Origin of the sequence: Metapseudomonas boanensis, assembly GCF_042232855.1 — a bacterium.
Classification (GTDB): Bacteria; Pseudomonadota; Gammaproteobacteria; order Pseudomonadales; family Pseudomonadaceae; genus Metapseudomonas; species Metapseudomonas boanensis.
On record NZ_CP113889.1, the window covers coordinates 2673410 to 2687132 of the forward strand.

The following is a 13723-nucleotide window of genomic DNA, read 5'->3' on the forward strand; positions in this document are numbered from 1 at the left end:
TGCTCCCGCGTTGACGCGTCTGGAGGGGGCGAAATTTAGAGTGCAGGAAACCTATGGCTAAACGTGACTTTTACGAAATCCTCGGTGTAGAGCGCGGTGCGAGCGAGGCCGAGCTGAAGAAGGCGTATCGACGCCTGGCAATGAAGCATCACCCGGACCGTAACCCGGATGACAAGGCCGCCGAAGAGAAATTCAAGGAGGCCAACGAGGCCTACGAAGTACTGTCCGACGCCAGCAAGCGTGCCGCGTACGACCAGTATGGCCATGCGGGCGTCGATCCGCAGATGGGGGCTGGCGCGGGCGCTGGATTCGGTGGTGCGAGCTTCTCCGATATCTTCGGTGATGTGTTCAGCGACTTCTTTGGTGGTCAGCGCGGCGGCCAGCGCGGCGGTCCGCAGCGTGGCAGCGATCTTCGCTACACGCTGGAGCTGGATCTGGAAGAGGCGGTACGCGGCACGACCGTAACCATTCGCGTACCGACCTTGGTCAACTGCAAGACTTGCGAAGGCTCAGGGGCGAAGAAGGGCACCAGTCCAGTGACCTGTACCACTTGCGGTGGTATCGGGCAGGTACGTATGCAGCAGGGCTTCTTCTCTGTGCAGCAGACCTGCCCGCGTTGCCATGGCAGCGGCAAGATGATCGCTGACCCGTGCGGCAGCTGTCATGGTCAGGGGCGCGTCGAGGAGCACAAGACGCTGTCGGTAAAGGTTCCGTCCGGCGTTGACACTGGCGATCGCATTCGGCTTTCGGGCGAAGGCGAGGCGGGCGCCCACGGCGGCCCGGCGGGTGACCTCTACGTAGTGGTCAATGTGCGTGAGCACCCGATTTTCCAACGCGACGGCAAGCATCTTTACTGCGAGGTTCCAATCAGCTTCGCTGATGCGGCGCTGGGGGGCGAGCTTGAAGTGCCGACCCTGGATGGCCGGGTGAAACTGAAGATTCCTGAGGCGACCCAGACCGGCAAGCTGTTCCGTCTGCGTGGCAAGGGCGTGGCACCGGTGCGTGGTGGTGGTGCTGGCGACCTGATGTGCCGCGTTGTGGTCGAGACGCCAGTGAACCTCGACAAGCGTCAGCGTGAGCTGCTCGACGAGTTTCGCAAGACGCTCCAGAGCGATGGTTCCCACTCGCCCAGGGCCAGTAACTGGTTCGAAGGCATGAAGCGCTTTTTCGGCGATCTCTAAATAGCCAGGCAGAGGCGGGAGGTCGGAAACACGGCTTCCGGCTTCCGGCCTCGAGCTTCCAGCTTGGAGCTTTCTTCTATGCGACGTATTGCAGTAATGGGCGCCGCCGGGCGCATGGGCAAGAACCTGATCGAGGCGGTGCAGCAGGCGCAGGGCGCTGGCTTGACCGCGGCAGTCGATCGCCCTGACAGCAGCTTGGTAGGCGCTGATGCCGGTGAGTTGGCAGCCCTGGGGCGCATTGGTGTTCCGCTGTCTGGTGATTTGGCCAAGGTTGTCGACGAATTCGACGTGCTGATCGACTTCACTCACCCATCGGTGACCCTGAAGAACCTCGAAATTTGCCGTCAGGCCGGCAAGGCAATGGTCATTGGCACCACTGGCTTCTCTGCTGAGGAAAAGGCCCTGTTGGCTGCTGCGGCGAAGGATATTCCGATCGTCTTCGCTGCCAACTTCAGTGTCGGCGTGAACTTGTGTCTCAAACTGTTGGATACGGCTGCGCGCGTGTTGGGTGACGATGTCGATATCGAGATCATCGAGGCGCATCACCGGCATAAGGTCGATGCGCCGTCCGGTACCGCTCTGCGCATGGGTGAAGTAGTGGCTGAAGCGCTGGGGCGTGATCTCGCCAAGGTCGCTGTTTATGGGCGCGAAGGACAGACAGGTGCGCGGGCTCGTGAAACCATTGGTTTCGCCACTGTGCGTGCAGGTGACGTGGTGGGCGATCACACCGTCTTGTTTGCAGCCGATGGTGAGCGTGTTGAAATTACGCACAAGGCATCCAGCAGGATGACCTTCGCCAAAGGGGCTGTCCGCGCGGCCTTGTGGCTGGATGGCCAGTCGGCGGGCCTGTACGACATGCAGGACGTGCTTGGGCTTCGCTGAGTCGCTGAATTGGGGGTGTCATTCGAGTGGACCGAAATGACGCATTCCTGTAAACTGCAGCTTTAGTGTGTCCACTAAAAGTTACGCAGAATGGCTCAGATAAAAAAGCGGGGTGACGGTATCAACGTCATCCCGCTTTTTTACAACCTGCGTTTGCTTCAGCCTTGATCTACGGGAGGTCTTCTTGACTAAGCCAGCCATACTCGCGCTTGCCGACGGCAGCATTTTTCGCGGCGAAGCCATTGGGGCCGATGGCCATACCATCGGCGAGGTAGTGTTCAACACTGCCATGACCGGCTATCAGGAAATCCTTACCGATCCTTCCTATGCCCAGCAAATCGTTACCCTGACTTACCCGCATATCGGCAACACCGGGACTACCCCGGAAGATGCCGAGTCCGACCGTGTGTGGGCTGCGGGCCTGATCATTCGTGATCTGCCACTGCTGGCCAGCAGTTGGCGTGACAAGCAGTCGCTGCCGGACTACCTGAAAGCCAACAACACGGTCGCCATCGCCGGCATCGACACCCGTCGCCTAACCCGCATCCTGCGTGAAAAGGGCTCGCAGAACGGTTGCATCCTCGCGGGCGCGGACGCCACCGAAGAGAAAGCACTGGAACTGGCTCGCAGCTTCCCAGGCCTCAAAGGCATGGACTTGGCCAAGGTAGTCTCCTGTGAAGAGCGCTATGAGTGGCGCTCCAGCGTTTGGAACCTTGCGACCGACAGCCACCCGGAGATCGCTGCAAGCGACCTGCCTTACCATGTTGTGGCCTATGACTTCGGCGTGAAGCTGAACATCCTGCGCATGCTGGTCGCCCGTGGTTGCCGCTTGACCGTGGTGCCGGCCCAGACTCCGGCCAGCGAAGTGCTGGCACTGAACCCGGACGGCATCTTCCTCTCCAATGGCCCTGGCGACCCCGAGCCTTGTGACTATGCCATCCAGGCTATCCGCGAGTTCCTCGAGACCGACATCCCGGTCTTCGGTATCTGCCTCGGCCATCAGCTGCTGGCCCTGGCCTCCGGCGCAAAGACCCTGAAAATGGGGCACGGCCACCACGGCGCCAACCACCCGGTGCAGGACCTCGATTCCGGTGCGGTGATGATCACCAGCCAGAACCACGGTTTCGCTGTGGAGGAGTCCACTCTGCCGGGCAATCTGCGCGCCACCCACAAGTCGCTGTTCGACGGCACCCTGCAGGGTATCGAGCGCACCGACAAGGAGGCCTTCAGCTTCCAGGGGCACCCAGAAGCCAGTCCCGGTCCGCACGACGTGGCCCCGCTGTTCGATCGCTTCATCGAAGCCATGGCCAAGCGCCGCTAAGCAAGCCTGCCGACTGACCAAAGGATTCGAGTAACAAACATGCCAAAACGTACAGATATCAAAAGTATCCTGATCCTCGGCGCCGGCCCGATCGTCATCGGCCAGGCCTGCGAGTTCGACTACTCCGGCGCCCAAGCCTGCAAGGCGCTGAAGGAAGAGGGTTTTCGTGTCATCCTGGTGAACTCCAACCCGGCCACCATCATGACCGACCCGGCCATGGCTGATGCGACCTATATCGAGCCGATCAAATGGGCCACCGTGGCCAAAATCATCGAGAAAGAACGTCCTGACGCTCTGCTGCCCACCATGGGTGGCCAGACCGCGCTGAACTGCGCCCTGGACCTGGAGCGCCACGGCGTCCTGGAAAAGTTCGGCGTAGAGATGATCGGCGCCAATGCCGACACCATCGACAAGGCTGAAGACCGTTCCCGTTTTGACAAGGCCATGAAATCCATCGGCCTGGCATGCCCGCGCTCCGGCATTGCTCATAGCATGGAAGAAGCCTACGGGGTTCTGGAAAAGGTCGGCTTTCCCTGCATCATCCGTCCGAGCTTCACCATGGGCGGCACCGGCGGCGGCATCGCCTACAACCGCGAGGAGTTCGAAGAAATCTGTGCTCGTGGTCTGGACCTGTCCCCAACCAACGAGTTGCTGATCGACGAATCGCTGATCGGCTGGAAGGAGTATGAGATGGAGGTTGTCCGCGACAAGAAGGACAACTGCATCATCGTCTGCTCCATCGAGAACTTCGACCCGATGGGCGTGCATACCGGTGACTCGATTACCGTTGCCCCGGCGCAGACCCTGACTGACAAGGAATACCAGATCATGCGCAACGCCTCCTTGGCGGTGCTGCGTGAGATCGGCGTCGAGACCGGCGGCTCAAACGTGCAGTTCGGTATCTGCCCGAACACCGGGCGTATGGTCGTGATCGAGATGAACCCGCGAGTATCGCGTTCCTCGGCCCTGGCCTCCAAGGCGACCGGTTTCCCGATCGCCAAGATCGCCGCCAAGCTGGCCGTCGGCTACACCCTGGACGAGTTGCAGAACGACATCACCGGTGGCCGCACCCCGGCGTCCTTCGAGCCGGCCATCGACTACGTGGTGACCAAGGTTCCGCGCTTTGCCTTCGAGAAGTTCCCCAAGGCTGACGCTCGTCTGACCACTCAGATGAAGTCCGTGGGCGAGGTGATGGCCATTGGCCGTACCTTCCAGGAGTCGGTGCAGAAAGCCCTGCGCGGTCTGGAGGTGGGGGTTGCCGGCTTCGATCCTAAGCTGGACCTGAATGATCCTGAAGCTGAAAGCATCCTCAAGCGTGAGCTGACGGTGCCGGGCGCCGAGCGTATCTGGTACGTCGCCGACGCCTTCCGTGCCGGCAAGTCGATCGAGGAAATTTTCGACCTGACCCGCATCGACGAGTGGTTCCTGGTGCAGATCGAGGACCTGATCAAGGATGAGGAGCGGATCAAGACCCTCGGCCTGTCCGGCATCGACGCCGACCTGATGCGTAAGCTCAAGCGCAAGGGCTTTTCCGATGCGCGCCTGGCCAAGTTGCTCGGCGTAACCGAAAAGAACCTGCGCAGCCATCGCCACAAGCTCAAGGTGCTGCCAGTCTACAAGCGCGTCGACACCTGCGCAGCTGAGTTCGCCACCGACACTGCCTACATGTACTCGACCTACGAGGAAGAGTGCGAGGCCAATCCGTCGACTCGCGAGAAGATCATGATCCTCGGTGGCGGCCCTAACCGTATCGGCCAGGGCATCGAGTTCGATTACTGCTGCGTGCATGCTGCGCTGGCGATGCGAGAAGACGGCTACGAGACCATCATGGTCAACTGCAACCCGGAAACCGTCTCCACCGACTATGACACCTCCGACCGCCTCTACTTCGAGCCGGTGACCCTGGAGGATGTGTTGGAGATCGTTCGCGTCGAGCAGCCCAAGGGCGTGATCGTGCAGTACGGCGGCCAGACTCCGCTGAAGCTTTGTCGCGCCCTGGAAGAGGCAGGCGTGCCGATCATCGGAACCAGCCCGGACGCCATCGACCGCGCTGAGGACCGTGAGCGCTTCCAGCAGATGGTGCAGCGCCTCAACCTGCGTCAGCCGGCTAACGCTACTGCACGCAGCGAAGACGAAGCATTGGCTCACTCCAAGACCATCGGCTATCCGCTGGTGGTGCGTCCGTCCTACGTTCTGGGCGGTCGTGCGATGGAAATCGTCTACCAGGAGGAAGAGCTCAAGCGCTACATGCGCGAGGCTGTAAAGGTTTCCAACGACAGCCCGGTGCTTCTCGACCACTTCCTCAATTGCGCAATCGAAGTGGACATTGATGCTGTGTGTGACGGTGAGCAAGTGGTGATTGGTGCCATCATGCAGCACATCGAGCAGGCGGGTGTGCACTCCGGCGACTCCGCATGCTCGCTGCCGCCGTACTCACTGCCCAATCACATCCAGGACGAGATTCGCGACCAGGTCAAGAAGATGGCCCTGGAACTCGGCGTCGTCGGTCTGATGAACGTGCAGATGGCGGTGCAGGGCGAAGACATTTACGTCATCGAAGTGAACCCGCGAGCCTCCCGTACCGTGCCTTTCGTCTCCAAGTGCATCGGCGAGTCACTGGCCAAGGTGGCTGCGCGTGTCATGGCTGGCAAGAGCCTGGCTGAACTGAACTTCACCCGGGAGATCATCCCGCCGTTCTTCAGCGTCAAGGAAGCCGTGTTCCCGTTCAACAAGTTCCCGGGTGTCGACCCGATCCTTGGCCCGGAGATGAAGTCCACTGGCGAGGTAATGGGCGTGGGCGACAGCTTCGGGGAGGCTTTTGCCAAGGCCCAGCTGGGGGCGAGCGAGATCCTGCCGAACTCGGGTTGTGCCTTCATCAGCGTGCGCGATGATGACAAGCCGTTTGCCGCCAAGGTCGCCCGTGACCTGGTCGAGCTGGGCTTCGAAGTCGTTGCTACCGCAGGGACCGCGCGCATCATCGAGGCTGCTGGCCTGCCGGTGCGCCGTGTGAACAAGGTGACCGAAGGTCGTCCTCATGTCGTAGACATGATCAAGAACGACGAAGTGACCTTGATCATCAACACCACCGAGGGGCGTCAGTCCATTGCTGACTCCTACTCGATCCGTCGTAACGCCCTGCAGCACAAGATCTGCATCACCACCACCATTGCTGGCGGCGAGGCGATCTGTGAGGCGCTCAAATTCGGTCCTGAGAAGACCGTGCGCCGCTTGCAGGATCTCCATGCAGGAATCAAGGCATGACCAAGTTCCCGATGACCGTCCAGGGCGCTCGCGCCCTGGAAGAAGAGTTGAAGCACCTGAAGACCGTGTTGCGTCCGCAGATCACTCAGGCAATCGCCGAGGCGCGTGAGTTGGGTGACCTGAAGGAAAACGCCGAGTACCATGCCGCCCGTGAGCAGCAGGGCATGGTCGAGGCGCGTATCCGTGATATCGAAGGGCGCCTGCAGAATGCCCAGGTGATTGACGTCGCTTCCTTGCCACGCACTGGCAAGGTGATCTTCGGAGTGACCGTGGATATCGCCAACGTCGATACCGACGAAGCCGTGACCTACCAGATCGTTGGTGACGACGAAGCGGATATCAAGCAAGGCAAGTTGTCGGTCAGTTCGCCAATCGCTCGGGCTCTCGTGGGCAAGGAGGAGGGCGACGTGGTGACCGTCAAAACTCCTAGCGGTATCGTCGAGTACGAGATTGTCGAAGTCCGCCACGTCTGATCGGAGACAGCTCAGTAGGGCGGGCGTGATGGCCTGGCAGCTGGCCCAGGTGTTCTGGGTCGGGGGCCTGTGGTTGCTGCACTTCGTTGTATTGCCGGCGCTGGACCGGATTGGTCTGGCGCCGCTCCTCGTTGAGATGGTGGCGGGGAGTTTGCGTCCGTTGCTGGTTGCTTTTGCGGGATTCTGCACGCTGGTTCAGGCATTGCTGCTGATTCAGGCGGTGGGAGCTACGAGCCTCTGGCGGGACTTGCGCGGCCAGCTGCTCTTGATGGCAATGGCGCTTTCCGCGGTTTTCCTGCTGACGCGCTTATGGGCGCCGACCGCGCTGTTCTGGCTGAACTTCAGCTATCTGCTGTTGGCTTTTTGTGGATTGATATTGGTTGTGCAGGTGGCCCCTTCGAAGGCTGCAAGTGGCCGGGCGCGCTGAGCGCGCGCCCTCATTACGGCCTTAAAGGCCGCTGAAACGGCTGATGTTGGACAGGTTGCGGTTAGGCTTGGGGTTCCTGCGGTAGACGACGGCCATCTTGCCGATGATCTGCACCAGCTCGCAGTTGCCGGCCGAGCAAAGTTCCTCGATCAGCGCCCGACGATCATCGCGCTCGGTGATGCGGAACTGCACCTTGATCAATTCGTGATCGTTCAGTGCGCGTTCGAGCTCGGCGAGCACGCCTTCGGTCAAACCATTCTCGGCCACCGTCAATACCGGTTTCAGGTGATGGCCGATAGATTTGTATTGCTTCTTGTGCTCTGGTGAGAGCGCCATAATCAGACCCCTGCGAAAAAAGGCTGCTAGTTTACCCGAGTGACTCCGGGGCGCACAGCCGAACACGAGGTATCCCGTGGCCCGTTCCAAGACTAGCCAACGTTGGCTGAAAGAACATTTCGATGACCCTTACGTCAAGATGGCGCAAAAGGACGGTTATCGTGCAAGTTGCAAGTTGCTTGAGCTTCAGGAGAAGGACCGCATCCTTCGGCCTGGCTTGGCGGCGGTTGACCTCAGTGCCGCGCCGGGCGGGTGGTCTCAGGCCGCCAGCCGGGTGTTCGGTGACCGTGGTCGATTGATCGCTTCTGACATTCTGGAGATGGACAGCATCCCTGACGTGACCTTCATTCAGGGCGACTTCACCGACGATGCCGTGTTCGCGCAGATTCTCGAGTCCATCGGCGAACACCCGGTAGACCTTGTGATTTCTGATACAGCCCCCAATATGAGTAGGGTGAGGGCTGCCGAGCAGCCTCAATTTATGTACTTGCGTGAACTGGCTCTGGATCTCGCGGGGCGTGTGCCACGGGCGGGGGGATTTTCTGATCACGATATTCCAAGGCGAAGGTTTCGACGTCTACCACAAGCAAGTGTGTGAAATGTTCGACAAGGTACAGATGTGCAAGCCGCTTTCGTCGCGTGATCGCTCCCGGGAGCAATACATGCTCGCGCGAGGCTTTCGCGGGGAATAGACTGCAGCGGATGCTTGGTTCGTCGGTCCTACGTCGGGATTCGTCGCTACCGAGAGGCCAGAGGCCTCATAAAGGGTTACAGACGGCGCCTGCCAGGGGCAGGGGTTGTGTAGTAAGTTAGGCCGGTTATTCACCAGCCGTCATGCGGGGTTCGTGCCAGGACGGTACTCGCTCCAGAGGGTAGCTAATTGAACGATATGGCAAAAAATCTCATCCTGTGGTTGATCATCGCCGCTGTGCTTGTCACGGTGATGAACAACTTCTCCAGCCCGAGCGAGCCGCAGACGCTGAACTATTCCGAATTCATCGAGCAGGTGAAGGAAGGCAAGGTCGAGCGGGTGACCGTCGATGGCTTCGTCATTACCGGGAAGCGCAATGACGGCGAACCGTTCAAGACCGTTCGTCCCGCCATCCAGGACGGTGGCCTCATTGGAGACCTGATTGACAACAACGTTGTCATCGAGGGCAAGCAGCCGGAGCAGCAGAGTATCTGGACGCAGTTGTTGGTGGCCAGCTTTCCGATCCTGGTGATCATTGCTGTCTTCATGTTCTTCATGCGCCAGATGCAGGGTGGCGGCGGCGGTCGTGGAGGTCCTATGAGCTTCGGCAAGAGTAAGGCTCGACTGCTCTCGGAAGATCAGGTCAAGACCACCTTTGCCGATGTTGCGGGTTGCGACGAAGCCAAGGAAGAAGTCAGTGAGCTGGTCGAATTCCTGCGTGATCCGGGCAAGTTCCAGCGTTTGGGTGGCCGCATCCCTCGTGGCGTGCTGATGGTCGGCCCCCCCGGTACCGGTAAGACCCTGCTGGCCAAAGCCATTGCTGGCGAGGCCAAGGTACCGTTTTTCACCATTTCCGGCTCCGACTTCGTCGAGATGTTCGTAGGTGTCGGTGCGTCCCGCGTACGTGACATGTTCGATCAGGCCAAGAAGCATGCTCCCTGCATCATCTTCATCGACGAGATCGATGCGGTTGGCCGTCATCGCGGTGCCGGCCTGGGTGGCGGCCACGATGAACGTGAGCAGACCCTCAACCAGTTGCTGGTAGAAATGGATGGTTTCGAGATGAATGACGGCATCATCGTCATCGCTGCGACCAACCGTCCGGATGTGCTCGACCCGGCGTTGCTGCGTCCTGGCCGCTTCGACCGTCAGGTCGTGGTGGGGCTGCCGGATATCCGTGGTCGTGAGCAGATCCTCAAGGTGCACATGCGCAAAGTACCGATGGGGGACGATGTCGATCCTGGGGTCATTGCACGTGGTACGCCGGGCTTCTCCGGTGCTGACTTGGCCAACCTGGTGAACGAGGCCTCGTTGTTCGCGGCGCGCGTCAATAAGCGCCTGGTCGAGATGAAGGAATTCGAGTTGGCCAAGGACAAGATCATGATGGGCGCCGAGCGCAAATCGATGGTCATGTCCGAGAAAGAGAAGCTCAACACCGCCTACCACGAGGCAGGGCACGCTATCGTTGGCCGCCTGGTACCGGAGCATGATCCGGTCTACAAGGTGTCGATCATTCCACGTGGTCGTGCTCTAGGTGTGACCATGTTCCTTCCTGAGGAGGACCGTTACAGCCTTTCCAAGCGCGCCCTGATCAGCCAGATCTGCTCGCTGTTCGGTGGTCGAATCGCCGAAGAGATGACCCTGGGCTTCGATGGTGTTACTACGGGTGCCTCCAACGACATCATGCGCGCAACCCAGATTGCCCGGAATATGGTGACCAAGTGGGGGCTGTCCGAAAAGCTTGGCCCACTGATGTACGCCGAGGAGGAGGGCGAGGTGTTCCTGGGGCGCAGTGCTGGTTCGCAGCATGCCAATGTGTCCGGTGAAACGGCGAAGATGATTGACCAGGAGGTTCGTCGTATCATCGATGACTGCTACACGACCGCCAAGAGCCTGCTCGCGGAGAACCGTGACAAGCTGGACGCGATGGCTGAAGCCTTGATGAAGTACGAAACCATCGACTCCGAACAGATCGATGACATCATGGCGGGTCGCGCTGCGCGCCAACCCAAGGACTGGGAAGGTGGGTCGGGAACTTCCGGTACGCCGGCACCGCGTGAAGAGGCCAAGCGTCCCGAAACCCCGATTGGCGGGCCGGCAGGCGAGCATTAAGGCCTTTAAATGAAGTCACTGCAGTACCCGACCCGGTTGCCTTGCGGCAGCCGGGTTATAGATTTGGCCCGGCCGCAGGTAATGGGCATTCTCAATGTCACTCCTGACTCATTCTCCGATGGCGGTCGCTTCAGCGCGCGGGACTCCGCGTTGCGTCATGTCGAGGAGATGGTGCTGGCTGGCGCAACCCTGATCGATGTCGGTGGAGAGTCGACTCGTCCAGGGGCCAGACCTGTATCACCAACCGAGGAGTTGGAGCGGGTCGCTCCTGTTGTCGAGGCAATAGCCAAAGAGCTGGATGTTGTGATCTCGCTGGATACGTCCACGCCCGCTGTGATGCGGGAGGGGGCTCGTCTTGGTGCGGGTATGATCAACGACGTGCGCGCATTGCGTCGCGATGGCGCGCTGGACGCCGCAGCGGATACCGGATTGCCTGTTTGCCTGATGCATATGCTTGGGGAGCCAGGGAATATGCAGGAAAATCCCCATTACGAAGATGTTGTGTGCGAGGTGCGGGATTTTCTTGTCGAGCGTATGTCAGCATGCGCGGCTGCTGGCATTCCCACTGAGCGAATCGTACTTGATCCGGGGTTTGGCTTTGCCAAGACACTGGCGCACAACCTGAGCTTGTTCAAGCACCTTGAGGACCTGCACTCGCTCGGGCGTCCTCTGTTGGTTGGCGTTTCGCGTAAAAGCATGATTGGCCAGGCCTTGGGGCGCAAGGTCGATCAACGACTGTATGGAAGCATTGCCCTTGCCGCGCTCGCGGTGGCCAAGGGTGCCTGCATTCTTCGCGTGCACGACGTCGCCGAGACTGTCGACGCGGTACGCATGATCGCTGCAGTAATGGCGGCGGAATAAGAAAAGACGGAGCATTTTCATGAGCAGAAAGTATTTTGGCACCGACGGTATTCGTGGGCATGTTGGTCAATTCCCGATTACTCCGGACTTCATGCTCAAGCTCGGCTGGGCAGCCGGCATGGCGTTTCGCAAGCAGGGCAAGTGCCGCATCCTGATCGGCAAGGACACTCGTATTTCCGGGTACATGTTCGAATCGGCCCTGGAGGCGGGCCTGTCGGCAGCCGGCGCCGATGTCATGTTGCTCGGGCCGATGCCTACCCCGGCGATTGCCTACCTGACTCGCACCTTCCTGGCAGATGCCGGCATCGTGATCAGTGCTTCTCATAACCCGCACGAAGACAACGGCATCAAGTTCTTTTCCGGAAAGGGAACCAAGCTCTCGGATGAGTTGGAGCTGATGATCGAATCGCTCCTGGATCAGCCCATGGAGGTTGTGAGCTCGGAGCAATTGGGCAAGGTTTCGCGTATCAACGACGCGGCAGGGCGATACATCGAGTTCTGCAAGAGTAGCGTCCCCATGAGTACCGATTTCGGAGGCCTGAAGCTGGTCATCGACTGTGCTCATGGCGCTACCTACAAGGTTGCGCCTAGCGTGTTTCGTGAGCTCGGAGCGCATGTGACTGTGCTCGCCGCTCAGCCGAATGGTCTGAACATCAATGAAAACTGCGGCTCGACGCATATGGCGAGCCTGCAGGAGGCAGTGGTGGCTCAGAAGGCGGACTTGGGGATCGCATTTGATGGTGACGGTGACCGAGTGCTGATGGTCGATCACACGGGGGCAGTGGTCGATGGTGACGAGTTGCTGTTCCTGATTGCCCGCGATCTGCTTCGTCGCGGCAAGTTGCAGGGCGGTGTGGTCGGCACGCTGATGAGTAACCTGGGTCTTGAACTGGCATTGAAGGAACTGGATATCCCCTTCGTTCGCGCCAAGGTCGGTGACCGCTACGTAATGAGTGAGTTGCAGACTCGCGACTGGGCAATTGGTGGCGAGAACTCTGGCCACATCGTGTGCGGCCATCTCACTACCACGGGAGATGCCATTATTTCTGCGCTCCAAGTGCTACTGGCGCTGCAGCGAGGCGGGGAGAACCTGGCACAGGCCAGGCAGGCCATGCGCATGTGTCCGCAGGTCCTGGTAAATGTCCGTTTTGCTGGTGGTCAGGACCCGGTCGAGCATCCGGCAGTCAAGGAGGCCTGTGAGCAAGTTACCCAGCGTATGGGTGGCAAGGGGCGAGTGCTGTTGCGCAAGTCCGGTACTGAGCCATTGGTGCGGGTAATGGTCGAAGGTGACGACGAGACGCAGGTCCGTTCTTATGCCGAGGAGCTCGCTAAAGTGGTTAAACAGGTATGTGCTTGATTTAGCTTGCTTGTTTGAAAAGTCTTGGGTAACATCTGCGCCCACTTTGATCGACGAGGTTAAGCATGCGCCGTCCTCTGGTAGCCGGTAACTGGAAGATGCACGGTACCCGCGCCAGCGTCGCAGAGCTGATCAAGGGCTTGCGCCAATTGGTGCTGCCGGCTGGTGTTGAAGTCGCAGTAATGCCGCCCTGTCTGTTCATTAATCAGGTTGTTCAAGGCCTGGATGGCAAGTCGATTGCCGTTGGTGCGCAGAATTGTGCGGTAGAGGCGGCTCAGGGAGCCTTGACCGGTGAAGTTGCGGCAAGTCAGTTGGCAGACGTTGGGTGCAGTCTTGTGCTTGTTGGTCACTCGGAGCGTCGCCAGGTTCTTGGTGAAGGCGATGAGGTTGTGAGTCGCAAGTTTGCAGCGGCTCGGTCGTGTGGTCTGGTTCCGGTGCTCTGTGTCGGTGAGACTCTGGCGGAGCGCGAAGCTGGCAAGACGCTTGAGGTTGTCGGGCGTCAGCTGGGTAGTGTGGTTGAAGCGCTCGGAGTGGGTGCATTCTCGCAGGCGGTGGTGGCTTATGAGCCTGTATGGGCGATAGGCACTGGTCTGACGGCTGGCCCAGCGCAAGCGCAGGAGGTTCATGCTGCGATTCGTGCGCAGTTGGCGGCGGAGAGTGCAGAGATCGCTCGTGGTGTGCGGATTTTGTATGGCGGCAGTGTGAAGGCGGCCAGCGCGGCTGACCTGTTCGGCATGCCGGATATTGATGGGGGGCTCGTTGGTGGTGCCTCCCTGAATGCGGATGAGTTCGGCGCGATTTGTCGTGCCGCAGGAAGCTGA

General features: G+C 59.8%; 11 protein-coding genes and 1 pseudogene. 11 read left to right on the forward strand and 1 reads right to left on the reverse strand.

Annotation, left to right across the window (positions count from 1 at the left end):
• Positions 1 to 53: 53 nt before the first annotated feature.
• From dnaJ to OXH74_RS12340, 6 genes are all read left to right on the forward strand, one after another.
• The gene (gene dnaJ, locus OXH74_RS12315; protein WP_215379447.1) at positions 54 to 1181 is read left to right on the forward strand and encodes a molecular chaperone DnaJ; all 1128 of its coding nucleotides are present in this window, start codon (positions 54 to 56) and stop codon (positions 1179 to 1181) included.
• Between the two features lie 78 nt (positions 1182 to 1259).
• A complete protein-coding gene (gene dapB / locus OXH74_RS12320; RefSeq protein WP_215379445.1) occupies positions 1260 to 2063 on the forward strand; it encodes a 4-hydroxy-tetrahydrodipicolinate reductase in 804 nt (267 codons plus the stop codon).
• A 184-nt stretch (positions 2064 to 2247) separates the two neighbouring features.
• Entirely contained in the window at positions 2248 to 3384 is a 1137-nt protein-coding gene (gene carA / locus OXH74_RS12325; RefSeq protein WP_375741426.1) for a glutamine-hydrolyzing carbamoyl-phosphate synthase small subunit, read from the forward strand.
• A gap of 39 nt (positions 3385 to 3423) precedes the next feature.
• Positions 3424 to 6645, forward strand: coding sequence for a carbamoyl-phosphate synthase large subunit (carB, locus tag OXH74_RS12330; RefSeq protein ID WP_215379441.1), 3222 nt, complete (start codon positions 3424 to 3426; stop codon positions 6643 to 6645).
• Positions 6642 to 7118, forward strand: a complete 477-nt coding sequence (gene greA / locus OXH74_RS12335) for a transcription elongation factor GreA (protein ID WP_215379439.1) — start codon at positions 6642 to 6644, stop codon at positions 7116 to 7118. Before carB ends, greA begins: the two co-directional genes overlap by 4 nt.
• A complete protein-coding gene (locus tag OXH74_RS12340) occupies positions 7096 to 7545 on the forward strand; it encodes a DUF4149 domain-containing protein (RefSeq protein ID WP_375741427.1) in 450 nt (149 codons plus the stop codon). The genes greA and OXH74_RS12340 overlap by 23 nt, the downstream gene beginning before the upstream one ends.
• Positions 7546 to 7566: 21 nt before the next feature.
• Here OXH74_RS12340 and OXH74_RS12345 read toward each other — a convergent pair whose 3' ends face one another.
• On the reverse strand, positions 7567 to 7881 hold the full coding sequence (locus OXH74_RS12345) for a YhbY family RNA-binding protein (protein WP_215379433.1): 315 nt from the start codon (positions 7879 to 7881) through the stop codon (positions 7567 to 7569).
• A 139-nt stretch (positions 7882 to 8020) separates the two neighbouring features.
• On the opposite strand from OXH74_RS12345, the pseudogene OXH74_RS12350 reads away from it, so the two are divergent.
• The 5 genes and pseudogenes from OXH74_RS12350 to tpiA all read left to right on the forward strand — a co-directional run bounded on the left by OXH74_RS12350 (position 8021) and on the right by tpiA (position 13723).
• Positions 8021 to 8573 (forward strand): annotated as a pseudogene (locus tag OXH74_RS12350) (RlmE family RNA methyltransferase).
• A gap of 197 nt (positions 8574 to 8770) precedes the next feature.
• Complete coding sequence (ftsH, locus tag OXH74_RS12355; protein WP_375741428.1) at positions 8771 to 10684, forward strand: ATP-dependent zinc metalloprotease FtsH; 1914 nt, start codon at positions 8771 to 8773, stop codon at positions 10682 to 10684.
• A gap of 9 nt (positions 10685 to 10693) precedes the next feature.
• Positions 10694 to 11545 carry a dihydropteroate synthase gene (gene folP, locus OXH74_RS12360; protein WP_375741429.1) on the forward strand — a complete coding sequence of 284 codons (852 nt, stop codon included), beginning with the start codon at positions 10694 to 10696 and terminating at the stop codon, positions 11543 to 11545.
• A 19-nt stretch (positions 11546 to 11564) separates the two neighbouring features.
• Positions 11565 to 12902 (forward strand): phosphoglucosamine mutase, encoded by a 1338-nt coding sequence (gene glmM, locus OXH74_RS12365; RefSeq protein ID WP_375741430.1) that lies wholly within the window; start codon positions 11565 to 11567, stop codon positions 12900 to 12902.
• 65 nt (positions 12903 to 12967) lie between these two features.
• Positions 12968 to 13723 (forward strand): triose-phosphate isomerase, encoded by a 756-nt coding sequence (tpiA, locus tag OXH74_RS12370; RefSeq protein ID WP_375741431.1) that lies wholly within the window; start codon positions 12968 to 12970, stop codon positions 13721 to 13723.

Excerpts from the sequence above, each read along its gene's own strand:
- greA (WP_215379439.1), top strand. The coding sequence starts at position 6,642 with ATGACCAAGTTCCCGATGACCGTCCAGGGCGCTCGCGCCCTGGAAGAA.
- glmM (WP_375741430.1), top strand. The coding sequence starts at position 11,565 with ATGAGCAGAAAGTATTTTGGCACCGACGGTATTCGTGGGCATGTTGGT.
- OXH74_RS12345 (WP_215379433.1), bottom strand. The coding sequence starts at position 7,881 with ATGGCGCTCTCACCAGAGCACAAGAAGCAATACAAATCTATCGGCCAT.
- dapB (WP_215379445.1), top strand. The coding sequence starts at position 1,260 with ATGCGACGTATTGCAGTAATGGGCGCCGCCGGGCGCATGGGCAAGAAC.
- dnaJ (WP_215379447.1), top strand. The coding sequence starts at position 54 with ATGGCTAAACGTGACTTTTACGAAATCCTCGGTGTAGAGCGCGGTGCG.
- folP (WP_375741429.1), top strand. The coding sequence starts at position 10,694 with ATGAAGTCACTGCAGTACCCGACCCGGTTGCCTTGCGGCAGCCGGGTT.
- ftsH (WP_375741428.1), top strand. The coding sequence starts at position 8,771 with ATGGCAAAAAATCTCATCCTGTGGTTGATCATCGCCGCTGTGCTTGTC.
- carB (WP_215379441.1), top strand. The coding sequence starts at position 3,424 with ATGCCAAAACGTACAGATATCAAAAGTATCCTGATCCTCGGCGCCGGC.
- tpiA (WP_375741431.1), top strand. The coding sequence starts at position 12,968 with ATGCGCCGTCCTCTGGTAGCCGGTAACTGGAAGATGCACGGTACCCGC.